Here is a 23,723-nt window from a genome sequence, read left to right as displayed (position 1 = left end):
AGAAAAAGAAAAGTTATTTGCCTCCGCGCGCGCGCGCGGAGTAAGTAGTCGGACAAAGGCCCTATCTGGTCAGGACTAAAGCCCAACTACAAACCTAATTTTATTTTTTACTGGGTTGCACCGAGTAGGCCCCCGTTTCCAAGTTGACAGTAAATGTGTACCAACCACTGGCTGTAGGAGTGAATTGGAGAGGGGGAGGATTGCCGTGAGTGGTAAGCTGTCCGTACACTTTCAAGTCTTCAATTCGGGCATGAGCGGGGTCGGGGTTTCTTCCCAGAAAGTCCCGTCCGTAGCCGTCCAATTCGTAATCGGCAAATACCCAGAGCCAACCCCAATTATTGGCATTGTACTTATACTCATACTTGCGATTGGCTTCCAGCTGGACATCTTTGCTAAAGATGTGCGGGCCAATTTGTTGCATATTGTTGGCGGTACTGGTTGGCTCCCAAGCTTGCAGAGGTTCAGGGAAATTCCCCACTAACTGTAAGGTTTCAATCACGGCCGGCGGTTGCAAAGGGGCATTGCTTAAGGATTCAATTGAGAATTGATCTTGAGCGCCGTCGTAGGTGAATCGGTAGGCTCCAGTTTCTTTGACTTCAAAGAAAATATTAGGCTCGTTAGGCTTGCCATGCCAGCCGCGACCAATCAGTTTGTTGGGGTGATCGGATTCCAGCCAAGCACCGAGGGCCATTGTATCCAAAAAAAGCTCCCCAGAAATGGCAAAATTTGCCCCGTAAATACCCGGTTTTAATTGCAAAGTTTTCGTCCAGATCTTGTCACCAACAGGTTCCATATTGTGTTCTGCCTTGGTGGGATCGAATTGAACATCGGGATAAAAGGTGCCGAGTAATTGAAAGGAGTTTACGTCGTTCCAGATTTTAACAGGTCTTACCCCCTCAGGAGCTTTGACTTGAAACTTATATTCCAAGGGATTCATCTGGAGGGTGTAATTACCATCTTCAAAGACTTGAATCGTGATTGCGGAGTGCCGGCTCTGTCCCCCGCTGCTGCCAAAGCCAGTTCCTCCGGTGAGAGTATTTTTGCCGTTATTATAGGCGCCAAATCCCCAGTCCTCGTTGTGGTTGGCAGAGAATAAAAATTGATAGACTCCATCGGCTCTAAAATCAATACCCCCATTCGCCTTGAGGGGGATTGTTTTCTCCCACCAATCCCCGTTTTTTGTGATTTCGTGGTTGGCACGGGTTTCATCAAATTTCTGGAACATATCTTCGTCATCCCAGACAAATCCATTTAGTTGTACCGATTCAATTTTTGTTAGGTAGGTGGGATGAGGCGTGACATCAAAGGTTAAGTTTGAAGGGTTAAAGCTAATTTTATAAACATCGTCACGGTCAACTTTGATGATAATATTCTGGGCTTGGTGAGCGAGTTCTCCTGCCACCAATTTAGGTTTACCTGTACTATCCGTTCGGTTGTGATCGGCCTTGAAGGTCTGTTGCAAGTTTTGATTAGTAACAAAACGGAAAGCATAGATTCCGTTACCGTGGCGGCCTCCATTCGCCTTGAGTTCTAATTCCTTGTAATAGAGCGGGCCGTCTTCAATCATGTTGTTTTCTGGTAAAAAGGGATTCCAGTGTCCTCGGTTGTTGTTAACCGTTCCCAGTAACTGGGCACTGGCGGGACATTGAGAAATGTCCGGGTTACACAGCACTGGAATCGCCATTCCCTCGGTTTTTTGATTGACAATTGGAGTAGAAAAAACCTGATTGCTCACATCAGCCTTAACTGGGTTAACAAACACCACAAAAAAGGCCATGATAAGGGTTAGCAATGTTTTCAGCCCTACAGAGAGTGAATTCGTCATCATTTTTTCTCCATGATTTAAAGTAGAGAACTCCCATTAGCATCATCGAACACAGATGTTATCGGAAGTTTTGACAAAAAACATGGCATCTCTAGGTTGAATTGAAATGCCCCCTCTTTCGTTATTACCCCAGCGAGTTATCTGTTTCTGTCCATCCCCACCAACACTGACAGACATGGGGAAATTGTAGTGCAGTTCTTGATAGCAACCTACGTCTAAACCAGGCATTCTAGCATCGGCAACATCAAATGGATTGCCAGATTTATTGATCATGGCAATACCTAAATCGCCTCTTTCAATAAAGAGTAAATTTGGGCTATCTCCCCCTGTGGCAATCTCATTACCATTCGGGAAAGACTGAGGTTGTCCCATCATTTGCTCATGGAATCCCACCCCCGCTTTAACAATGGGATCTGAAGCATCCTCCCCATAAATTAAAGGTAATCCATCGGCACGGGAAAGCACGAAAGCATTAGCTAAGATACTATCCCTTGAATCTAATCCATAACCCCCATAAAGCAGGCTGCCCGGAACGGTATCATGGGTTTTAGCAAAGGTGACAGCATTGGGACCGGGTAAAGCTCCATTTCCACTTCTGGGATCTTTGAGAATACGCAAATCACCCCCCAGACTAAAAGCCCTTTTAAGAGTATTTAATAGGGGGTAATCCGTAACATCAAGATCGTGAATAGAAGTATAGGAAAAAGCCATTCTTGGACTATCTTCGACAATTTCCCCATAGAGATAGACATCGGCGGCTACTCCCGCAAGCACTTCTTGGAAAAAGCCCGGTTCAATATGTTTAAGCGCATCAAAACGGAACCCATCAGCACCAAGGTCTAAAAGCTTATTAATGTAATTTTTCGCCTCTTGACGGACATAGGAAGATTCAGTGTTTAAATCAGGCAGTCCCCCTTGACCACTAGCACAGTCTAGTCCTAACCATCCGTGAGTAGCTTGATAGGAATCATCATAGTTTTGAATGCAAGCCCTGCCGTGAAAATCTTGAGGAGAAAAGCGTGGATATTGCAGGGTATTGGGATAATTTTCATAGTTGGCCATGTGATTAAGCACCACATCGACAATAATTTTTTCTCCCTGTTGATGGGCCGTGTCAATAAGTTCTTTTAGCTCATTTTCATTGCCTAAAGGACTATCAATCACAGTAAAATCAATCGGTTGATATCTGCCCCACCATTCAGGGGAAGGGTTACTCAATTGAGGGGGTGAAATTTGAATGTAGGTAAAGCCATCTGCTTTAAGTTCAGGAAGTTCCCTTTCAATCTCCCGAAAAGGAACATTAAAGGCATGATAGATCACATCGGCCCTCACTGGGTTAACAAACACGACAAAAAAGGCCATGATGACAGTGAGTAACGTTTTCAACCCTATAGAGAGGGAATTAGTCATTATTTTTGCTCCATGATTTTAGAAATTTTCAACGGATATCGGTGAAGATTACTTCTTGGATAGAACTAGAATTGTCTTGAGTTGAGTGATTAATGATCTGGCTAACCTTGCCCTCATAAAAATAAGGATAGATGAATTTATCCTCTGGTTTCTCTTTAAAGGCATAATAAAGCTGGACGGGTTGATTATGAATTTGCTGCATGGTGATATATCCTACTAAAGCGTGTTCAAATGAATGGAGGGCATTTTTCCAAGAATGCTGTTTCGGAAAACATTTAGACTCGTTTAATGGTTGAGTGGCCAGACAAGGATAAGGTTTATTCGTCTTAGCACTTACCATGTGCCAGATTTCCTTATTTTCTGGATCGACCATATAATTAAACCAATAGTTATAGGTTTTCGGCAAGTAAACTGCATAGCTTGGATCGACTAACCCTAAAGTTGCACTCACCTGATCCAATTCTGCTAAACTCCACCATTCTTTATCTGGATCTATTTTGCCATTTTCATCAAACCCCCTGGCCCAAGAGCCAGTTTTTTTCAAGTAAGCTGTTTCCAGAATTTCTGCGGCATGATTCTCCCCAAACAAGGTTAATTCTAAATCATCGGTTAGCTTACCGATTTGATAAATTAACCACATAGTTTTAACGGAATGGCCAAAATCTGTATGCGGTGTCCCTAAATGTTTGATGTTACTATTGGTAACAGCACCCCAAAACAGATTTTGTTGAGGACTATAAAACTGATTGATGATAATGTGGGCTAAATGATTCAGATCTTGCTTCCATTGAGTTTGATCTGGTTCAGCTAATGTCGGGGTTAACCACAACATATAACCATAAATTTGATCCAGTTGGGAGACTAATTCTTTTTGGTTGGCTTGATCTCCATCCGGAGAAGGTTCTTTGACCCAATTAATCAGATCCAGAGTCGGCTCGTAATAGGTGTCAAAAATGTAGTTTTTAACCTGGATGATGTCCTTTAAAACAGCAGCATCGCGGGTGAGATAATAGTAAAATCCCATCCCACTCAGAGCATAAGCTAAATCTTGACTGGTTCTTTGTAGTTTTTCTGGTCCGGGTAAATGTTCGGGTTCATGCCAATAGCTATAGGCCCCCCCATTTTGGGAATCTAAAGCATATTTTCGCAGATAATTGGCTCCGGCTCGAGCATAGTTTAAATAAGTCTCATCACCGGTTACATGGAAAGCTACTCCATAGGCATAAACTTGTCGAGATTTGGCGCGGACATAGTCTCGATAATCCGGCTCAACCCAAACAATACCAGGTGCGGCATATTTTAATTCTGGACAAGGTGACTGAGAGTTATATAAGGAACCATCATTACAGCGATAAGTCGGAAAATTCCCCAGCGGTTGACCTAAAGCTGTCTCCATTTCCCAGAAAGGTAGCAGCTCTTCCGTCATGTGTTTCTTCCAGCGATCACCATTGGGTAACAGCTTCAGCAATTGTTCTACATTAACTGTATTAACGTTTTTATCAGCTAATACCTGAGAGGGATAAGCAACTAAAATTCCGCAACTAAAGAGGAAAGCTAAAACAATAATAGCGATCCTTTTTCCCGTGATTTGTGTTGGCCATGACTGAGTTTGAGCTAACATGATTATTGCCTCAATAAATGTTGACAACAGGCAGGATGCCTAGATTAAATGTTTCAGGAATCACACCCCCTCGGTGGTTGAGGATTTATTTAATCAAATTGCAGTTAGTATCTTTCTTGATCGCTGTTTGTACGATGGCCTGAAAATAAGCTTCTATATCAGCAAAAGAGCGTCCAGTTATTAAATCATCATCAATGACAACTTTTTCGGGAGCCGGAACAAAAATCGCCCCAGCATTATGAACATCTGCCAAAACCACCGTATGACAAATAACCTTACGCCCCTTTAATAAGGCTGGAATGGGAGTTAAAATCCATAAAGCATGACACAAAGCACCTTTGACGATTTTTTTATTTAACATGGCCTTGGCAAAAAAATCCACTGCCGGGGGAGTAGCAAGTAAATCCGGACTTCCTAAACTGCCCATTGGCGGAATTTCTCGCAATCTCACACTGCAATAATTTGCCGCCATAACCACAATATCGTAATTATTCGCCTCCCGATCTGCGACATCAACATCTACTACTAGAGTATGAATATCTTTAACCGGACGCTCTGGACTATCGATATCACAAACTAACTGTCTGCTTTTTGCTCCCCATAAATAGGACAGTAGCTCAACTTCTGCCCCCAGCTGCGAGAACTCCCTTTGATAATACTCAATCTCGGCGGCAATATACTCTGTCTCAAGAAGGACAGCGACTTTTTTTCCGGCTAAAGGTTTATTCACAGCTATTTTCTGGCTAAGGGTTGATTCACATTTAGCGGAGTGGGCTAGGCCACTGTCAAACATTTTCCGACAAGACCTAGCCACTCAATGTCGATAGAATGCTCCTACTTCTCAATTAATAAAACTAGGGAACGCCCATTGACATCATAGGTTGAACCTGTCAGTAATTCTTCCGCACCGGGAGCATTAAAATTGTCCTGACTTTCCATAAAGCCGGCGGTATCGGCGACTCGATACCATTGCTTACCCGGAAGATTCGGGGGCAGTGTTGCCTGGATATTCCCCGACCAACTATTGTAGGCGACATAAATAGATTGTCCGCCGTCTCCCAATTCCGAGCCATCCAAACGATAGGCCAGAAAATGCTGGTTCGGATCCGAGAAATAATTGCTATCCGGTTCATTTCCATCACTTCGCAACCAAGTGAGGTCTTTTAAGCCATTGCCATTATTATCTGTCCCTCGAAAGAAATCGGCGGGACGTAAAGCCGGATGGGCATTGCGAAAAGCCAGTAACTTCTGACTGTAGTTAAAGAAATGGGGATACTCCTTGATATTGTCATAGTCGAGCCAATTGGCGGCAGAATCGACGTTGTACATATTGTTATTGCAGTACTGGGTACGATACATCTCATCTCCTCCCGTCATCATTGGAACACCTGCCGAAAGCATCTCAAGGGCGAGAGCAGTGCGAGTGGCTTGTCGCTGAAGTGAGGGATCTCCTCCCTGATCCCAGGACAAATTATTATCGGTTCCTCCGTCAGATGGTCCCTGATCCCAAGTTAGTTGGCTGTTGGTTTTCTGGTTACAGTTATAGACATCCCGCAAGGTAAATCCATCATGGGCGACGATAAAGTTGACCGAATGCCAAGGCTTACGACCATCATCCTGAAATAGATCCCTCGAGCCGGCAAAACGGGTTGCCAATTCGTTAGGGGGAACGTTTTCAACTCCTAAGCGGTTTTGGACTTTACGGAAACTATCGCGGAACTTATCATTCCATTCTGCCCAACCACTAGGGAAGTTCCCCATCTGGTAGTTAGTGACGGCCCAAGGTTCTGCAATCAAGTCCGCCCCATTTCCTCCATTGGCAGGACGTACCGGCAATTCCTTAACCATGCGATTGAGGGCATTTTCCGGGTTGAATTTGTTAAATTGAAAACATCCCCGCTGGCAGTCGTTGCCAATCACCGGCGCGAGGTCAAATCGGAATCCATCTACTCCCAGAGTATCTTTCCAGTAGGCCAGGGAATCAATAATCAAATCCCGCACCACAGGATTGCCCGTGTTCAAATTCGGCCCGACCCCGTTATCACTGTAGTAGTAACGCACGTCGTTGCTGAGTTCGTAATAGGTGGGGTTGTCTAAACCTCGCATCGTGAAAATGGGGGAAATATTTCCCGTTGAATCTACGCCTTCTTCCCCTGTATGGTTATAGACTACATCCACATAGACTTTCAGTCCCTGTTCGTGGAAGGCTTTAGTCATCTGCTGAAATTCTTGGGTCGGCCCCCCCGGAGTTTTATCGGCAGCATAGCGGCGATCCGCGGCAAAGTAGTTATAGGGGTCATATCCCCAGTAATTATCTCCAGCCGTAGAAGCGATCACATCATTGGTGTCATTTTGCATCGATTGCAGGGGCAGAAACTCCACGGCTGTCACCCCTAAATCTTTGAGATATTTGGCCTTGAGTGCCGCTCCGGCATAAGTTCCCCGCAGGTTTTCGGGAATGTCCGGATCGTTTTCCGTTAACCCCCGCAGGTGAACTTCATAGATAATCTCATCTTTGAAGGGACGAGTCGGTTTATTGCCGATGTCAGCTTGAGCGAGCGGCAGGACAATCCCTTTCGGTGCTTGGCTTCCCGTGTCAAAGGCCCGGTATTCTGGACCTGAGACATAAATCCCCCCATTGGTCTGCCCGGTGGCGGTGGGAATTAGGCGATCGTGGCTTACCTCCACTGCATAAGGATCTAAGAGGAGTTTATTCGGGTTAAAGCGGTTTCCTTGACCGTCCACATCCCGCACAAACCCAACGGTCGATCCTTGAGTCCAAGAGGGATCGTAAGTCCAATTCGGACCCCAAGCGCGATAGCCGTAGTAGATGGTATCTGTTATCCCGTTGGCTTTCAGGGTTGATACGGGTACGCTAACAGACCAAATTTTGCTACTGCTATCTTGGGTTAAAGGAAGTTTAAATTTTTCCGCTGCGCCCAAATTCTGGTCGTAGAGCCAAACTTCCAGGTGAGTGGCGGCATTAGAATAGACGCGAAAGGTGACATTATTTTGGGTCGCGTCGAAAGTCGCCCCCAGGTTGTTAGCTCCCACTGCTAGAGCCGGTTCGATGAGAGAGGGGATGGCAAAACTTAACACCAGGGATAACAGTGCTGCTAAGAGCCAATGCTTGGGGGAGGAAAATTTCCCTCTGTTATTTGAGTGAGGATGCCATGCCAATGAGAGTCGAGCGTAATTCATGTTTTTCCACCTCGAGCTAATCTTTTTCAACGCCTAAGAGATTTGGTCTGGCTCAACGACATTAGCGTCTAGGAAAGCCTTTTTCACCTGCTCGTTAGCTCCCTCGACGGAGAGGGTAAAGCTGCCGCCTGTTTCACGAGTACGCCGACGAATGTAATAGGTTAAGTAGCGCAGGGCTTCGTCAGAGATGGATGTCAAACTTGAGGCGACGAGAACTACTTTTTGTGCCTGTTGGATTTCTAGGCGGTTAAACTCTTGTTCCAGTTCGCCGATTGCCCACGAGTCTCCTTGATCGATTTCTCCGGTTAAATCCACTTTGGCAACGCCCTCGCTGAAGTCTAACAGAGCCGCTTCAAAAGTAATACCTGTCGGATAGATCAGCACCCGGATTTTCTTGTTGTCGTAGTTGCTCGGAAGCTTGACAGTCAATGCTTTGGCATCAAAGTCATCATAGCGCGCCCCCTCAATCCAGACTTGTTTAATATAAATACTGTCGGGAGGCAGGATATCGGGAGCTACCCGCAGAATGCGATCGGGGAAGCCGCCGGGGACGGGCTTGAAGTAGAAATCCATCGGCTCTTTGAACAGCAGCAAATTGGTATAGACGGCCGCTAAATAGCACAATTCAAAGGAGTGATAGCCGGACATGGAGTGGCTGCCTTTGCCCCATTCTGTTCCCAGCAAATACGGGATTCCATTAGCCAAGACATTGAAATAGACTCCTCCCGCTTCGTGATCGAGGAAGTAGGCATTATAGAAGGCTGTTCCTTCCCGGGCATAGCGTAAAAATTCGGCATTTTCCCGATAGACTCCCGACAAAATGTAATAGGCTAAAATGCCCTGTTCCATTTGCCACCAAGCTTTGCGATCGTGCCAGAAGTATTTATAGAAATTGCCCGCTTTTTCTTGCCGATCCTGCATATCGTACCAACCGCCCCGTTGACGGTCAGAGCCGACTTCAGCAATGCTGGTGGCAATCTTGTTAGCAAAGTCTTTATATTCTTGCTTGTTTTTTAGTCCGTACATCCGGGTTAAATTCCAAGCAATCTTGAGGTTGTGACCAATAACGCCTTTGTTTGGCTGCTCTTGCTTACTGTAATCTGGCGACCAGTCATCATTGAATTTTTCTTGCACAAAGGGACTGTTCTGGTAATCTTGAAAATGCTCGGTTATAGTATCAAAGGTTTCTTCGAGAAACTCCGCGTATTCTTCTTTGCCAGTTCCCAGCCAGAGGTTAATTAAATAAGCGGGAGCGTGGTCGCCCACAGAGTTCCAATTCTTCTTGGCTTCATTGTTGCGCGCTTTTAAGATCTGGCCGTAGGGCTTAAGGGTAATGGGATCGATATGGGAATAGTAGCCCCCTAGTTTGGGATCTCGGAAGTAATCCTTAAATAACTTAACCGTTGCTTGAGCATCGGCGAGGATTTTCGGATCGCCCGTGACTCGGTAAGTCTGAACAGGACCTGCTAAGGCATAAATCTGCTCATAGCAAGGAATGGCATCAAAATCTTGCCAAAACTCCGAGGCAAAGACTTTATCCTCCCGTCCGTTCGCTTGGCGATCAACGGCATGATACCAGTAAACAATACCGGCATTTTTATCTTCAAACCGCAGGTGATCCCGCAGGTATTCAGTTCCCTTGTTAGCGGCTTCCAGATAGCGATCGTCCCCCGTCATTAAAAAGGCTGTGGCAAAACCATAGACGAGGCGAGAAATTGTATCGGTTTCTTGTCGGCCACTTTTTTGTTTTTCTCCCGTAACCCCTAAATTAGTGCGGTAGAGAGAATAGTCAATATTAAGCTTGCCGTCAGGAGTGCCAAACTGAGACTTGAGATAAAAGTCTCCTAATTGCTTGATTTGAGTGATCCACCAGTTTGGTTGTTCAAAGACATAGTCATTGCTATAGTCATCGGAGCGTCCAATAAAGTTGATCTGTTTGGCCTCAAACCGATACTGATGGTTATCGAGGGGATAAAAGATCCCATAAGCAAAAATAAACCGCCCCCGCTGACCTTGTTGCTTGGGTTGGCCTGATTCAATCAGGTCTCGCATCGCCCCCGTTGCATCCTGATAGGCTTGTCCAAGATTGCGAATCAGTTGCGAGTAGGTATTCGAGGTCAGATAGATGGTATATTCGCGATCATCGGAAGTTTTCAGACCAAAGGAATCGGTGGTTTTGTCATAGCTGGTAATGTAGCCAGCGATCAGGTCTGAGAAGGTAAAATCAACAGCGTTAGCCATGGTGATTGCTCCTAAAAATAGAGGGTGGATAATTGATAAATTGATAGGCGGTGAAGGATCTCATGATTTACCAAATACCGCTATATTCTTGATCAGCGAAATTCAGGTCCGATAATCCAGTGTTCATCAGTCACCATTGTGTGGATGTATTTAGATTCAAAAAGATCGGCAAAGTCGGGCAAGATTTTCTGTTCATACTCGGTGGATTTATAGGCTTTTTCCAGTTTTTGAATGTCATCAAACCAGAGCATTGAAACACAATCTAGTAAGGATTCTCCAATCCCATAAAAACTATCCCTGACATGGCATTGAAAATAACGGCGAAGCCCTGGAATTTTCATGACTTTGGCGCTATGACTTCCTAGCATTTTCTGGCGAAATTCTTCTAAAGGCATTCCCGCTTTGCGTTTAACGAGTATCAAGAGTTTTACCATCGTGGATTCCTTTTGTAAAGGCGGCCCCTCCATCAAGACGTGAGTATTAGTATCTAATCCTACGGTACGCCAGAAGGCAGCCCAGTTGGGTTCATCTAGTCGGGCTCCTGCTAAGAACTCTTTTGACTGGAGAGATGCGAGTTGTTCTTGTTCGTTCTCTAGCCAAATTTCAGCAACACCACTAAAGAGCGGCTCTTCTGGTTCCGAACCAAAAGGAATACGAGTATCGACCATATAACGCCTGATTTGAGGGATTTTGCTGGCGTAATAAACTGCGTGGAAATTAACCCAGTAGTTTTGAAATTCCTTTTCACTCATACCGGGCTTGGGATGAGCAAAGATCAGTTGATGAATCATATTCCTATTCTCATAGTACAGGACAAAAAGTTGGAAAAGTAGGTGAGGGTTAGCATTCATTCATAGGCTGTTTTTCCGGCCAGATTCTCCCAAGCGGCAATATCCTCTTGCAGTTTGGCGATTTTACCCCGCATCACACCGATGGCATCACCACCTAATGGTAAGTGTAGAGGAGAATGATCAGATTTCAGAACTTGGACAATAAGGTCTGCCCCCTTATCAGGATCATTAGTCCGCCTGCAAATAGTGCTGGCAAGATAATAAAGTATTTACGCGGGTCAAGAGGACGATTTTCGCCAATATACATCTCTAAAGAGTCTGGAGAACCCGCCAAAAAATGGGGAAAAAGAATAGCATTATGGTTCTTCGGTTTGTCTTATGCAACGTACAGGATTATAAGGAATGAAACTCTTATAGAGAAAGACATTTGGCGATTTTTGTCAATTGTTTTTGATCTAGAGCGAACTAATCAATTAAGTCTCTTGCCAGATAAGGATTTAGTCGATTTATGCTCCCCTATCGAACCATACCAAGTAACGAAGAGCCAGCATTATCCTTAGCTTCGTTTAACGTCCCATGAGTTCTATAGGCGAGTTTAGCGTTAGGAAGTGTCAGTCCACTGATTAGGCGGAAGTCTCCTAAATCAAAGATTTCCAGGGATTTTTGCTCTGTCATGTTTTTACTTATTGTCAGTTAGTGAATTTGTTGTTTGATTAAATCTGCTGCTTTTTCCCCAATCATGATGATGGAGGTGTGAGGGTTAGCGGATGGAACGGTAGGGATAATCGAACCATCTGCTACTCGTAAACCTTCTACTCCATAGACCTTTAAACAAGGATCAACAACGGACATATTGTCGATTCCCATTTTGCAAGAACCAACAAAGTGATAGTAAGAACCGAGATTATTAATGATCCAAGTTCTCAATTCTTCATCGGTTCGCACATCCCGACCTGGATTGATTTCTGTGAGTCCTAATTTGGCAAAGGCTTGGGTTTGGTAAATATCCCGGGCAATTTTAACCATAGTCACAATCCGATCAATATCTGCTCTTTCCGCTCCATAGTTGGGATTAACTAAAGGATTTACTAAAGGATCACTACTGGCTAGACGAATCCACCCACGAGATAAGGGAGAAACTAACCCAGGCAAGGCTAAAATGATCCTTGGATCAACTAATTGAGCCACTGAGGGAACGGGTTGATTTGTTTGAACCCTTTCAATAACATTTTGAAAAAATCCTTCTCCAAAGGGGGCCCGGTGAACAATACAGATCTCCAAGTCAGGCACAATTAAATCGGGTTGAGATCCCCAGAAAAGAGCTGCTTCTGTCATATTTTCTTGGGGATCTGAGCCAGGTTCTGCCATCATTCCCATCGGTCCAATCATCAGAGGATGATCATGAAAGTTTTCCCCTACACCGGGTAAATCTACGACCACTGGAATGTTAAATTGAGCTAGATGCTCAGGTTGGCCAATTCCCGAAAGCATTAGCAGTTTAGGTGATTGAATCGCTCCAGCACAGACAATCACTTCTTGATTAGCTCTAGCGGTCTTTAGGATGCCATCTTGCCAATATTCAACCCCAACACAACGATTATTTTCGATTAATAGCCTTGTGGTTTGGGAATTAGCACTTAGGGTGACATTGGAGCGTATTAAGGCTGGCTCTAGATAAGCATTTCTCGCTCCACAGCGCTTGCCATCCTTGATGTCTATATGATGCCAACCTGCGCCAAATTCCTGGACATTAAAATCTTCCACTAATGGATAACCCATTTCTACACAGGCATCAATAAAAGTTTGTGAGACTGGGTTGCCTTCAACTTGGGCATTGATAACATTAATGGGTCCCTGTTTTCCCGCCGTTGGATTGGTGTTATCTTGTTGATTTTCTAGTTTTTGCAGATAGGGCAAGACATCTTTAAAAGACCAACCAGCACAACCATTATAAGCCCAGTTATCGTAATCTTGAGGTCTGCCTCTGGTATGGATCATGTGATAAATGTTAGAGCTGCCGCCGATGAGTTTCCCTGATGCACAATAAACTTGTCTGTTATTCAGACCAGGCTGAGGAACACTCATATAAGCCCAGTCTATTTCTGTGAGCAAGAGTTCATTCCAACGATAGGGAATGTCAACGGCTTCTATAATTTTAGTTCCTCCAGCTTCAAGAATTAAGACGGTGGCATCAGCAATTTCGCTTAAACGATAGGCAATGGTGGAACCTGCTGTCCCTGAACCGACAATAATGAAATCAAAACTATCTGCCATAAATTTATTCCTTGTATCTTGAGATTTTTTTGAGATTTAATATTTATTTTGATTACTGCTTCTGAAGAGTAATAATCATATCAGCAGCTTTTTCTCCAATCATAATGACAGGAGCGTTAGTATTTCCACTGGTAATAGTTGGCATAATTGAAGCATCAGCAACTCTTAGTCCTTCTATTCCATAAACTTGCAATTGAGGATTGACTACCGCTAAGTGATCCCTACCCATTTTACAGGTTCCAACTGGATGCCAAACTGTTGAGCAAACTCGCCGAATATATGCGCTCAAATCTGAGGAACTTGTCACCGATGGTCCGGGGGCTAATTCTCGTCCTCGAAACTCATTAAAGGGAGAAGTATCAACTAATTCTCGGGCTAGTTGTATTCCTCTAATGAAAACATTGATATCTGTTTCACATTGTAAATAATTGGCCTGAATAACTGCTAAGTCTTGAGGATTATTAGACCTCAAAGAGATAGTGCCTCGACTTTGGGGTTGGGCAACAATGGGAGCAAAGGTAAATCCAGGCCCGTCTGTGCGATATTCTGGTTCGATAAATTGAACTGGACCGAAAAAGAACTGAAGATCTGGTGAAGCGGAAGTGATTCCACTCCGAGTCCAAGTAAACAAACCAGCTTCAGAAAGTAGGTTCGGTAAAGGTTGTTCTTGTTTACATTCATATCCAACTCCTAATAAAAGATGATCTTGTAAATTTTGTCCGACTCCAGGTAAATCGACAATGACTGGGATGTGATGGGCTTTTAAGTGTTCAGCCGGGCCGATTCCAGAGAGCATTAATAGTTTAGGAGACTCGAAAGAACCACTACTAATAATGATTTCTGATTGGGCTTTAACTTGATGAAGTTTCCCCTCTTGCAAGTATTCAAGCCCGATCGCTTTATTTGCCGATATTAAAATCCGAGTGACTAAAGCTTTTGTTTCTACGGTTAAATTGGGGTTCCCTAAAATTGGGGTAATAAAAGCTACAGCAGTGCTACAACGTTGATTATCTTTGGTTCGGGTGGATTGATAGAAAAATGCTCCGTTTTCCTGTTGTTGACCATTACAGTCCCATCCGTTACCCTGATAACCTAGTTCCACTGCTGCGGCGACAAAAGCCTGAGAAACGGGGGAAGGATTGGCATAATCGATCACGTTTAATACGCCACCACTGCCCCTATATTCTGGTGATCCACCTTGATAATTTTCTGACTTTTTGAAGTAGGGTAAGACATCTTGATAACTCCAGTTTTCATTGCCCAAACCATTCCAGTGATCATAGTTACGACGATTTCCCCTGATGTACATCATGGCATTAACTGATGTACCACCGCCAAGAACTTTTCCCTGAGCAATAGAGATTTTACGATTATTCAAATAGGGTTCTTCTTCTGTTGAGTATCCCCAGTCTGTTGTGCCACTCCACAGGGAAGTCATTGACTGAATATCTGTGTTATGGATAGTAGGGTTATTATCAGCATCTCCTGCTTCTAATAGTAGAACGTGACAATCAAGGTTTTCAATAAGTCGATTGGCAATCACACATCCAGATGCCCCAGCACCGACAATAATATAATCAAAGGCCTTTTCAAAGTTCATTTTTTAGCTCCCTATCACTTTTTCCAGATCTTGGTCAGATAAACTACCAATCACATTATCAACCACAAATTCCAGATAATATTTACCCCACATAGTTTCCCACAAGCTAAAAGCTAAGTCAAACTTTTCTCCTCGTTTATCTGCGAGTAAGTTTTCCAGAACCCACACAAAATCATCAAACTCTCTTTGAGTAAAATCATATCTTTGCTGGGCATACCTCATCACTTCGTCTTTTTCTTTTACCTTCAACTCATTTTTTAACAAAGAATCTTCAGCAAGAGCTTTTAAAAAGTTGCAAACTTCTCTTTTAGACATAGATTAACTCCTTAATCAATAACAATTGTATGATCAATAGGTTGAATTAACTGCTCTAATTCTTCCTCACTTAAGCCACTAAGAAGATTGTCTATTATGTATTCTAAACGATATTTACCCCACATTTTTACCCATAAACTACTATAGGGGCCAAAGTCTTCTCCTAATTTCTCTCTAATTATCTTTATTTCCATTGCCGCTATCACCTGAGACAATTGCTCAAACGTAAACCTTTGTCCGATATTTTCAGCATGAAACAGCAATTCTGCTAAATTTCTTGTCTTAAACTTTTCTCTCAATTCAGAATCGTTGAGTAGTAAGTTCAAAAAGGAGGCTACATTTTCCTGAGACATAAATACTCCCTATCGATAAAATTTGATTGTTCTTTGTTGTTACCCAAAGTTAATCTCAATACCTAGTCTCCTTGGCGTGACTTTAACTTAGAGCATCAGTGATTTTAGGGTCATTCCCCATCCCCTGCATCCATCCAGGATAGATAGGAGAATGTGTCGTCATTTCATCAATCGCCACTACCTCTTCTGCTGTCAGGTTAACCTCAACGGACTTCAAATTGTCCTCTAATTGCTTCATGTTATTAGCTCCAATGATGACAGAGCTTATGAAGGGCATTGACGTACCCAGCCAGAGCTTGAACCTATTTGACCCCAATTTTTTCAGGATGGACATTTGCTTCTAAAACCACATCTATCAGAAACGGTCCTGGATGGTTTAACATCTGTTCAATAGCACTAGCTATATCAGCAGGTTTTTCGACTCGAACCCCCGGTACTCCCAGAGATTGGGCGATAGAGGCAAAGTGAATATCTGGCTTAGATAAGTCGAAACTCAAGGGATAGTCTCGCTCTGGAATATTTCTTTCCTGCCAGTAAGCGTCTATGTTCTCCTGTAAAATGCGATAAGAGCGGTTATTGCAGATCACAAACTTGACATCAATGTTATGACGGGCGGCCGTCCAGAGTGCCTGAATGGTGTACATGGCTCCCCCATCCCCGGCAAATCCAATCACGGTTTTATCGGGATGAGCTAATTTAGCCCCAATCGCCCCCGGAATGCCGACTCCCAATGATCCCCCACGGGTGACAAAGTAGTGTCTTGGTTTGGTAGGTGGGAAATAACGGGTTATAGCAGGGGAGTTAGTAATTGCTTCATCAAAGATGACTGCATCTTCGGGAAGTTTGGCGGCTAACTCTTCCATAAAGCGAGATAGATGTAAGGGGACATGATCTCGAATTTGGCGATCAGCGTCTAATTGGCGTTGATGGTTTTGGGCTTTAGCTTGGCCGATAGCTTCTGTTCTCGCTTTGGCTGCCGCTTTCTGTTCTGGGTTGAGTATTGACTCTAACATGATTGCCAATTTAGCCAAGGTCAATTTGGGATCACTAACTACCCCTATATCTACAGGGTGGTTCTTGGCAATTTCGTAAGCATTGAGATCAATGTGCAGAACTTTGGCTCCAGGTGCAAAGATATCGCCTAAGTCAGGAAAGACTTCGGGCAACATATAAGTGCCAACAACTAAGTTGACATCACCCTTCGTAGTAATAGGTTTACTGGAATAGCCAAACATATGGCCAGTAGAACCTTGATAAAGGGGATGAGTATAACTCATGTTTAAGTCGCCAATATCAGCCCCCCAGACTTCGGATCCTAAGAGTTCAGCCACTTGGGTAAGTTCAGCCTGTGCCTCCGAAAAAGACACCCCATCTCCGACAAAAATCATCGGTTTTTGGCTTGAGGCCAAAATCTCCGCCATTTCTTTGACCAAAACCTCATCGGGGATTACCCGGGTCGAGGGTAAAGAAGTCGGTCTGACCGGTTCCACTGTAGGTGCGTCTAAAATATCTACGGGAAGGCAGACATACACCGGCCCCATGGGGGGAGTGGTGGCAATTTTGACCGCTCTTCGCAGTACCCGCAATAGAGAGGAGGGTTCCATCACTAGGGTTGACCATTTGGTGACAGGTTCGGCAAAGGCTAATAAATCCCCTGCCATTTGGGCATCCATTGCCTGATATTTAATTCCTGCATCCCCACCAATAACCACTAGGGGAGAATGCCCCCGTTTGGCTTGATATAAGGCGCCGATCGCATTTCCCAAACCTGGTGTACTGTGAATTTGCACTAGGGCAGGTTTTCCTGTTGCCCTTGCATAACCATCGGCCGTCATGACCGCTACGGATTCTTGCAAAGTGAGGATATATTTGAGGTCTGGATAATCGCCAAGGGCATCGAGAAACCCTTCTTCCGATGTACCCGGATTACCAAACATATAAGTGAATCCATCTGCCAGAAATTGTTCTAGTATGGCGAAACGCCCTGTTTTCCCTGCCATGATTTTCTCCAAGTCTGTTTTGAGTTATCAGGTAGATGATTACCAACCGTAACGCCTTAGACCATGCTCCAGAACCTGGATAATTAGTTCTCCTACGAGTTTTGAATCCTGGGTAGAGCGACCGGTTAAAAATGGGTAATCAAGGATTGTTGAAAGAGTATGCCCAACCCCTCCGTGATACTGTCCCTCTGGTCCAACCGCATCTCGGAGAATATATTCTAGGGGATAGAAGGGAGGTCCAAAATTAGCGGAGGTATTCATCGGCTTTCCATCGAAGCCATACATCTGGGCAAATCCTGTACTGTCTTTATAGTCGTATTCACGAGCATGACCCGTAACGTGTTTACCCCAAATAATGCTTTTTCTTTCCGTCCAATCGCGAGCGAAGGCTAAACAAGTCACAGCGTAACATTCGGCGGTGATTAACTTACCCTGAGAGAGAAATCCGAGAATCACGTCATGTACTCTCTCATTGTTCACCATATCGACCATCGGGCCAGACCCACCCACCATCACCAGTGCGTCGTACTGTTCTAATTCTTTCCAACACTGCTCCCGTTTATTATAGTAAGCTTCTAGCTCATGCCCAAAATTGGGGCTGTTGAAATAGGGCATTGCCGGAAACCAGTTAGAAAGATCGATCGGCTTTGCCAACAAATCCGACTGTTCAATTTCTCTTGTCCGTTTGGCGTAGTGAGCACTCGTGACATACTTATCCAAGGGGGGATCGATAAAAGTTTCATCCATACTGGGGGGTAAGGCCACAGGTTTGCGCCCTTTGGGGGTGGCAAAGTCGATGATGTAACCAGCTTCGTTCAATACATCATAGGGACCGACCAATTCTTCACCCCAATATCCCCATTCGGAGAGGATAACTAGAACTTTTTTTGACATGAATTTTTCTCCTTTTCTGCCGACGAGGGAACTGATAAAAGCCACAACCCGATGTAGCCTTGGCTAGACAAGGGGTAGCGATCATTCCTGTGAGCTTCAGGTCTAGATAAACTAATTTATGGACTCAGACTAACACAGAGAACCGAGGAAGCGTAGAGAGTTTAGGTAAATTTTTGTAACCTGTCTATGAACTTTAATAAATAACCGTTAAGTTATACTAAATCTTGTTTTGAAAAGCTGATAACAATGGTTCTTCGGTTTGTCCTATGCAATGGAGGGGGTTATAAGGAATGAAACCCTTATAGAGACAGGCGTTGCTGCGATTTTTGTCAACTGTTTTCGATCTAGAGCGAACTAATCAATTAAATCTATTGCCAGATAAGGATTGAGTCGATTTATGTTACCCTATCGAACCATACCAAGTAACGAAGAACCATAATAATCAATCATAAGTTAGCCAAGCACAGTTAGTCAACTTTTTAATTTCATTAGTCATCGTTCCGAGATAAGTAGGTGGGTGGAATTAAATATAAAATAAACGTAGCGACTGTCTTGATTGTCAAGGGGTAACTCAAAAAACAATCAAGGAGTTGCTGTCGAACCTAAAATCTCAAGCCAGAAAAAAAGCGCAGCAAAAACTAAGTCGCTCAGGTTAAACCAAAGCAAGCGCAACCCTTGATCAGAGATAACAAAAAGTGTGAATCTCTAGGAACAAGGTGGTAAATTGTCAGCAAGCTGCCAAGGCTGATTTTGGCGAACCATTGCATTAAGAATAACTAAGATTTTCCGCACACAAGCAGTCAGAGCCAGTTTTTTTTGATTTACCTCGTCCGACTAGGTGTTTGTAAAAGGTTTTAATCACCGGATTATGACGCATAGCTACCACCGCTCCCATGTAAAGAGTCGCCCGAATCTGAGCGCGACCTCCCTGAATCATTCGCTTACCTTTATGTTGACCACTATCAGGATTAATCGGTGCGACACCGACTAAGCGAGAGATTTGTTTGGCGATTAATTGACCGAGTTCTGGTAAGTCGGAGACGAGAGTAGTAGAAATTACTTGACCAATCCCCGGCACGGTTTTGAGTAAATTAACTTTCTCGAGCCATTGTTGGTTAGCTTGGGTCAATTCCTCAATTTCTTGATTGAGTTTTTCGAGGCAGTTATCGAGATACTCAAGATGGGCTTCGATATCGACCAAAGCTTTACCGCGAGCGCGTTCCCGTCGGTTTTTTTCGGCAGTCCGCATCTCGACAAGTTGCCGGCGACGACTAATTAAGTCGCCCAATTGACGAGATTCTTCCGACTCAACCGCTAATATTTGCGGTTGCATTGCTTCGCCAAAATGAGCTAAAATTTGAGCGTCAATGGCATCGGTTTTGGCTAATTTACCAGTGGCTTTAGCAAAGTCTCTTCCTTGACGGGGATTGATTAAGGCTACAGGTAAATCCGCTTCTTGTAATTGAATCACCAGTTCAGTTTCTAAACCTCCTGTTGCTTCCAGAACGATGAGGTTGACAGTGTAGGATTTTAGGGTTTCGACCAGTTTAGATATGTCCTCCTTTGTGTTAGCAACTTTCATCGCTTTACTGAGGGGACGAAGGTAAACATCTAGGGTCGCTTTACTAATGTCAATGCCTACCCATTGAGAGATATTTTCCATGATTAAACCTGAGAAATTGGCGGGATTAATGGTTCTTTTGGAGAGCATCCCCTTGATTTTACTCATCCTTGCCCGATACGGTCTCTTAGCTTAACAATTGATTGTTTTCGCCACGACCCCGGCGACTGTTCGAGTTTTGTCAGGGAGATTATGGTGGTGACCCTTGCTACGAAGCGGTCTTTTCCGACCAAGGTTGGGACGGTCTACCACCTCTCTCAATATACAAGGTTGGGTTGAAGCATGAAACCCAACGCCCGCATGGGTTACGCTACCGCTAACCCATCCTACAAATAATTGTGCCTACCTACTTAGTGACAAAGGGTTATCGGAATTTCTGACCTTTCTTCAATCGTTTCAAAATCTTCATTAAAGAGAGGTTCATCTTCCGTCTCAGAGAGGATGCTCTATTATGAAAAGCCAGTTATGATCTCCCGGGAGCAATTGGGTGACATTAGCACTGGGAGAGGAAGGCTATGCTTTCAGATTTACTCAACAAGGGGCAAAAGAGTTTTGGTACAAAATACCAAAACAATAGGGATTGGCAAAATTCTTGAAAAGAAAAAGAATGGTTAGGGGAAGTCTCAGCTATTCCCTGACAACAATCTTTAAGAGACTTAGAACCAGCCTACTCTAAATTTTTTGCCGCCTGTAAAGCGGAAATATAGACAATCAGCAAAATTTACAAAAATTGATAAATTAAAAGTAGTTTAGAGTCGTCCTTTACCATCGGAACCTGGGAAGGTTAAACTTTCTCGTTTTAAAAAGCGGAAATATAGACAATCAGCAAAATGTACAAAAATTGATAAATTAAAAGTAGTTTAGAGTCGTCCTTTACCATCGGAACCTGGGTCGGTCACGGTAATTAAAGACGCAACGGACTGCTATTTTATAAGTTTTGTTGTTGAGATTCAACCCGAAAACTTGCCGACAATGGGCGATTTCTAGGGATTGACTTAAGGATTGCCAGATTTGCAACTCTCTCAACAGGAGAAAAGATAGACGCACCAAAACCTTTAAAGAAACGATTAAAACGATTAAAGAAAGCCCAAAGAAATCTTTGTAGAAAGAAAAAAGGGAGCAAGAGAAGAGAGAAAGCCAGAAAACGAGTAGTTAAAATCCACGCTAAGATTAAAGATACTCAGGCTGATTTCTGGCAGAAACTATTCAATAAAATTGTTCGTGAAAACCAGAGGATAATTTTGGAGTATTTAAATACATCGGGAATGGTTAAAAATTCCAGTGTTCCTAGACTGGTTATAGCAAATTAGTAGTTTCAATGAGCCTAATCCCTTACATAGCCTAGAATCCAACAAAGCAAAAAGCTTTTTTTATTAAAATTGTTTTTTTGAATTCTAGTGAGCCTTACTTGGCAAGACTTGCGTGGATTATTTTCTGCTAAAATATCATGACTACTCTAGAAGAGCCAAAATTCCGAACTATCCCTTGCTATAGACTGTGTCAAGATTAAGACCTGGGCGGATAAATGTCCCGGTTCGGATGCAAGCAAAATAAACTAGAAAGAGCCTGGTTAAACTGGCGAAAAAGTATTCCTACCGCTAGTTGAGCCGGTGGCGAGATTTTCGGGACATTTGCGATGACAGGAGAAGAGATGAGGATGGCGACTCGATTAAATTTTTCTAGCGAGCGGTTTTCCCTACCCGGGTTAAAGCGTCTGCGGTCCTATCGCTCGGCCTGGTTGCGGGGAGATATCATTGCGGGGATCACCGTGGCGGCCTATCTCGTTCCCCAATGTCTGGCCTACGCGGAACTGGCCGGAGTACAACCGATCGCCGGATTATGGGCGATCCTACCGCCGCTGCTTATCTATGCGCTGCTCGGTTCCTCACCACAACTCTCCGTCGGGCCAGAATCGACGACGGCAGTAATGACCGCCGCCGCTATCATGCCCCTCGTCGCCGGGGATAGTAGCAACTACGCCAGTCTCTGTAGTCTATTAGCCCTACTCGTGGGGAGCGTCTGCTGCGTCGCCGCTTTCGCCCGGTTGGGGTTTCTCGCCGATCTCCTTTCCAAACCGATCCTCGTCGGCTACATGGCCGGGGTAGCGGTGATCATGATCGTCGGTCAGTTGGGAAAAATTAGCGGGATGTCACTGAAAGCGGAATCGCTTTTCGGACAGATCGGGGAATTTTCCCGACATTTATCGGAGATTCACCCACCAACTCTGATTCTTGCCGCCGGTGTTTTAATTTTTCTGCTAGTGGTACAACGTCGCTTTCCCAATGCCCCCGGTCCTTTACTGGCGGTTCTACTGGCCACATCGGCAGTATATTTGTTTCATCTGAACGAGCGAGGCATCGCCGTGATCGGGGAAATTCCCGCCGGTTTACCGAGTTTGAAAGTACCGATCGGCTTTTCTCCCCAGCAGTTCGTCTATTTACTCTCCTCGGCCATCGGTATCGCCCTCGTCGGCTATTCCGATAACGTCTTGACCGCGCGGGCCTTCGGGGCGAAAAACGACTATCGCATCGATGGCAATCAGGAATTACTCGCCCTGGGAGCGCTGAATATCGGTAACGGCATCATGCAGGGCTTTCCCGTCAGCAGTAGCGGCAGTCGCACGGCGATCGGCGATTCCCTGGGCAGTCGCTCGCAACTGTTTTCCCTGGTGGCTTTTCTGATCGTAATTTTGGTACTCTTGTTCTTGCGACCGATGCTATCCCTGTTTCCGAAAGCGGCCCTGGGGGCGATCGTGATTTATGCCGCACTCCGTCTGATCGAGATCTCGGAGTTCAACCGTCTGCGTTGTTTCAAAACCAGTGAGTTCCGATTGGCGCTCGTCACCATGTTCGGTGTCCTGGCCACCGATATCCTCGTCGGGGTGGGCGTTGCCGTGGGGTTATCGGTGGTCGATCTGTTCGCACGGCTGATGCGACCACACGATGCGGTTTTGGGGGAAGTGCCGAATCTGGCGGGCCTGCACGACATCGAGGATTGGCAGGGCGCGACGACGATCCCCGGATTGGTTCTCTACCGTTACGACGCGCCCCTCTGTTTCGCCAACGCCGAGAATTTTCGCAAACGGGCAATAGCGGCGATCGAAGCGGAGAAAGTCCCCGTCGAGTGGTTCGTTCTCAATGCCGAAGCAATTCTAGATATCGATATTACGGCGGTCGATATGTTGAAAGAATTACATCGAGAATTAATCGGCCGTGGTATTACTTTTGCCATGGCGCGGGTGAAGCAAGATTTATATCAGCAATTAAAAAAAGGAGACCTATCCGAGACGATCTCGACCGAACGTATTTATGCAACCCTAGAGGAAGCGATCGAGGCGTTTCATCGGAAATTTTGGGTCTGAAACCCCGCCGTTCTAGGTTGGCTTTACGTTAGAATTAAAAGGCCAGTCTCGAAAACCAAGTGGACGGCGCAGCACCTTGAAAACTCGGCTTAGGGGGTTCCGACCAGAAAAGCTTGGCCGGGTAAAAAGTCGCGCGCAACAAGTACAAGAAGCTATAGGCGGTCAACGTACCGTGGGACACACGGAATCGGGCTTCTGAAATGGGGCGAAAGTCTG

At 44.6% G+C, this 23,723-nt stretch carries 16 protein-coding genes and 2 pseudogenes; 3 read left to right on the top strand and 15 right to left on the bottom strand.

Annotation, left to right across the window (positions count from 1 at the left end; genetic code table 11):
• Positions 1-100: 100 nt before the first annotated feature.
• The 7 genes from B5D77_RS07620 to B5D77_RS07590 all read right to left on the bottom strand — a co-directional run bounded on the left by B5D77_RS07620 (position 101) and on the right by B5D77_RS07590 (position 11,089).
• Entirely contained in the window at positions 101-1,777 is a 1,677-nt protein-coding gene (locus B5D77_RS07620) for a hypothetical protein (RefSeq protein WP_008197457.1), read from the bottom strand.
• A 90-nt stretch (positions 1,778-1,867) separates the two neighbouring features.
• On the bottom strand, positions 1,868-3,235 hold the full coding sequence (locus tag B5D77_RS07615; protein WP_039899515.1) for an alpha-amylase family protein: 1,368 nt from the start codon (positions 3,233-3,235) through the stop codon (positions 1,868-1,870).
• Between the two features lie 28 nt (positions 3,236-3,263).
• A complete protein-coding gene (locus tag B5D77_RS07610) occupies positions 3,264-4,856 on the bottom strand; it encodes an AGE family epimerase/isomerase (RefSeq protein WP_008197454.1) in 1,593 nt (530 codons plus the stop codon).
• A gap of 85 nt (positions 4,857-4,941) precedes the next feature.
• Positions 4,942-5,586, bottom strand: a complete 645-nt coding sequence (locus tag B5D77_RS07605; protein WP_216362923.1) for a DJ-1/PfpI family protein — start codon at positions 5,584-5,586, stop codon at positions 4,942-4,944.
• A gap of 104 nt (positions 5,587-5,690) precedes the next feature.
• Positions 5,691-8,057 (bottom strand): isoamylase, encoded by a 2,367-nt coding sequence (locus B5D77_RS07600; protein ID WP_081504646.1) that lies wholly within the window; start codon positions 8,055-8,057, stop codon positions 5,691-5,693.
• 33 nt (positions 8,058-8,090) lie between these two features.
• Positions 8,091-10,298: an AGE family epimerase/isomerase gene (locus tag B5D77_RS07595; RefSeq protein WP_106908572.1), complete on the bottom strand. Its 2,208-nt coding sequence runs from the start codon at positions 10,296-10,298 to the stop codon at positions 8,091-8,093.
• A gap of 92 nt (positions 10,299-10,390) precedes the next feature.
• Positions 10,391-11,089, bottom strand: coding sequence for an EthD domain-containing protein (locus tag B5D77_RS07590; protein ID WP_008197446.1), 699 nt, complete (start codon positions 11,087-11,089; stop codon positions 10,391-10,393).
• 371 nt (positions 11,090-11,460) lie between these two features.
• Between B5D77_RS07590 and B5D77_RS27055 the strand changes: the two genes are divergently transcribed.
• Positions 11,461-11,649 (top strand): hypothetical protein, encoded by a 189-nt coding sequence (locus tag B5D77_RS27055; protein ID WP_039899517.1) that lies wholly within the window; start codon positions 11,461-11,463, stop codon positions 11,647-11,649.
• Positions 11,650-11,782: 133 nt separating this feature from the next.
• Here B5D77_RS27055 and B5D77_RS07570 read toward each other — a convergent pair whose 3' ends face one another.
• From B5D77_RS07570 to B5D77_RS26515, 8 genes and pseudogenes are all read right to left on the bottom strand, one after another.
• A complete protein-coding gene (locus B5D77_RS07570; protein ID WP_008197442.1) occupies positions 11,783-13,363 on the bottom strand; it encodes a GMC family oxidoreductase in 1,581 nt (526 codons plus the stop codon).
• 52 nt (positions 13,364-13,415) lie between these two features.
• Positions 13,416-14,963 carry a GMC family oxidoreductase gene (locus B5D77_RS07565; RefSeq protein WP_008197440.1) on the bottom strand — a complete coding sequence of 516 codons (1,548 nt, stop codon included), beginning with the start codon at positions 14,961-14,963 and terminating at the stop codon, positions 13,416-13,418.
• A 3-nt stretch (positions 14,964-14,966) separates the two neighbouring features.
• On the bottom strand, positions 14,967-15,278 hold the full coding sequence (locus tag B5D77_RS07560) for a Nif11-like leader peptide family natural product precursor (RefSeq protein ID WP_008197439.1): 312 nt from the start codon (positions 15,276-15,278) through the stop codon (positions 14,967-14,969).
• An 11-nt stretch (positions 15,279-15,289) separates the two neighbouring features.
• Positions 15,290-15,631, bottom strand: a complete 342-nt coding sequence (locus B5D77_RS07555; protein ID WP_106908571.1) for a hypothetical protein — start codon at positions 15,629-15,631, stop codon at positions 15,290-15,292.
• 82 nt (positions 15,632-15,713) lie between these two features.
• Complete coding sequence (locus tag B5D77_RS27050; RefSeq protein ID WP_157221712.1) at positions 15,714-15,908, bottom strand: aldo/keto reductase; 195 nt, start codon at positions 15,906-15,908, stop codon at positions 15,714-15,716.
• A gap of 25 nt (positions 15,909-15,933) precedes the next feature.
• The gene (locus B5D77_RS07545; RefSeq protein WP_106908569.1) at positions 15,934-17,631 is read right to left on the bottom strand and encodes a thiamine pyrophosphate-binding protein; all 1,698 of its coding nucleotides are present in this window, start codon (positions 17,629-17,631) and stop codon (positions 15,934-15,936) included.
• A 39-nt stretch (positions 17,632-17,670) separates the two neighbouring features.
• Positions 17,671-18,525, bottom strand: coding sequence for a type 1 glutamine amidotransferase domain-containing protein (locus tag B5D77_RS07540; protein ID WP_008197433.1), 855 nt, complete (start codon positions 18,523-18,525; stop codon positions 17,671-17,673).
• A gap of 705 nt (positions 18,526-19,230) precedes the next feature.
• Positions 19,231-20,188 (bottom strand): annotated as a pseudogene (locus tag B5D77_RS26515) (IS110 family transposase).
• A gap of 554 nt (positions 20,189-20,742) precedes the next feature.
• Here B5D77_RS26515 and B5D77_RS28010 point away from each other — a divergent pair.
• Positions 20,743-21,444, top strand: a pseudogene (locus B5D77_RS28010) (RNA-guided endonuclease InsQ/TnpB family protein); the annotation flags it as partial.
• A 359-nt stretch (positions 21,445-21,803) separates the two neighbouring features.
• Entirely contained in the window at positions 21,804-23,507 is a 1,704-nt protein-coding gene (locus tag B5D77_RS07530; protein WP_106908568.1) for a solute carrier family 26 protein, read from the top strand.
• The last annotated feature ends 216 nt before the right edge of the window (positions 23,508-23,723 follow it).

The organism is Microcystis sp. MC19, from assembly GCF_003019735.1.
GTDB lineage: Bacteria > Cyanobacteriota > Cyanobacteriia > Cyanobacteriales > Microcystaceae > Microcystis.
This window is presented reverse-complemented; position numbering and strand designations above follow the sequence as displayed.

Excerpts from the sequence above, each read along its gene's own strand:
- B5D77_RS07620 (WP_008197457.1), bottom strand. The coding sequence starts at position 1,777 with ATGGCCTTTTTTGTGGTGTTTGTTAACCCAGTTAAGGCTGATGTGAGC.
- B5D77_RS07615 (WP_039899515.1), bottom strand. The coding sequence starts at position 3,235 with ATGACTAATTCCCTCTCTATAGGGTTGAAAACGTTACTCACTGTCATC.
- B5D77_RS07610 (WP_008197454.1), bottom strand. The coding sequence starts at position 4,856 with ATGTTAGCTCAAACTCAGTCATGGCCAACACAAATCACGGGAAAAAGG.
- B5D77_RS07600 (WP_081504646.1), bottom strand. The coding sequence starts at position 8,057 with ATGAATTACGCTCGACTCTCATTGGCATGGCATCCTCACTCAAATAAC.
- B5D77_RS07595 (WP_106908572.1), bottom strand. The coding sequence starts at position 10,298 with ATGGCTAACGCTGTTGATTTTACCTTCTCAGACCTGATCGCTGGCTAC.
- B5D77_RS07590 (WP_008197446.1), bottom strand. The coding sequence starts at position 11,089 with ATGATTCATCAACTGATCTTTGCTCATCCCAAGCCCGGTATGAGTGAA.
- B5D77_RS07570 (WP_008197442.1), bottom strand. The coding sequence starts at position 13,363 with ATGGCAGATAGTTTTGATTTCATTATTGTCGGTTCAGGGACAGCAGGT.
- B5D77_RS07565 (WP_008197440.1), bottom strand. The coding sequence starts at position 14,963 with ATGAACTTTGAAAAGGCCTTTGATTATATTATTGTCGGTGCTGGGGCA.
- B5D77_RS07560 (WP_008197439.1), bottom strand. The coding sequence starts at position 15,278 with ATGTCTAAAAGAGAAGTTTGCAACTTTTTAAAAGCTCTTGCTGAAGAT.
- B5D77_RS07555 (WP_106908571.1), bottom strand. The coding sequence starts at position 15,631 with ATGTCTCAGGAAAATGTAGCCTCCTTTTTGAACTTACTACTCAACGAT.
- B5D77_RS27050 (WP_157221712.1), bottom strand. The coding sequence starts at position 15,908 with ATGCCCTTCATAAGCTCTGTCATCATTGGAGCTAATAACATGAAGCAA.
- B5D77_RS07545 (WP_106908569.1), bottom strand. The coding sequence starts at position 17,631 with ATGGCAGGGAAAACAGGGCGTTTCGCCATACTAGAACAATTTCTGGCA.
- B5D77_RS07540 (WP_008197433.1), bottom strand. The coding sequence starts at position 18,525 with ATGTCAAAAAAAGTTCTAGTTATCCTCTCCGAATGGGGATATTGGGGT.
- B5D77_RS07530 (WP_106908568.1), top strand. The coding sequence starts at position 21,804 with ATGGCGACTCGATTAAATTTTTCTAGCGAGCGGTTTTCCCTACCCGGG.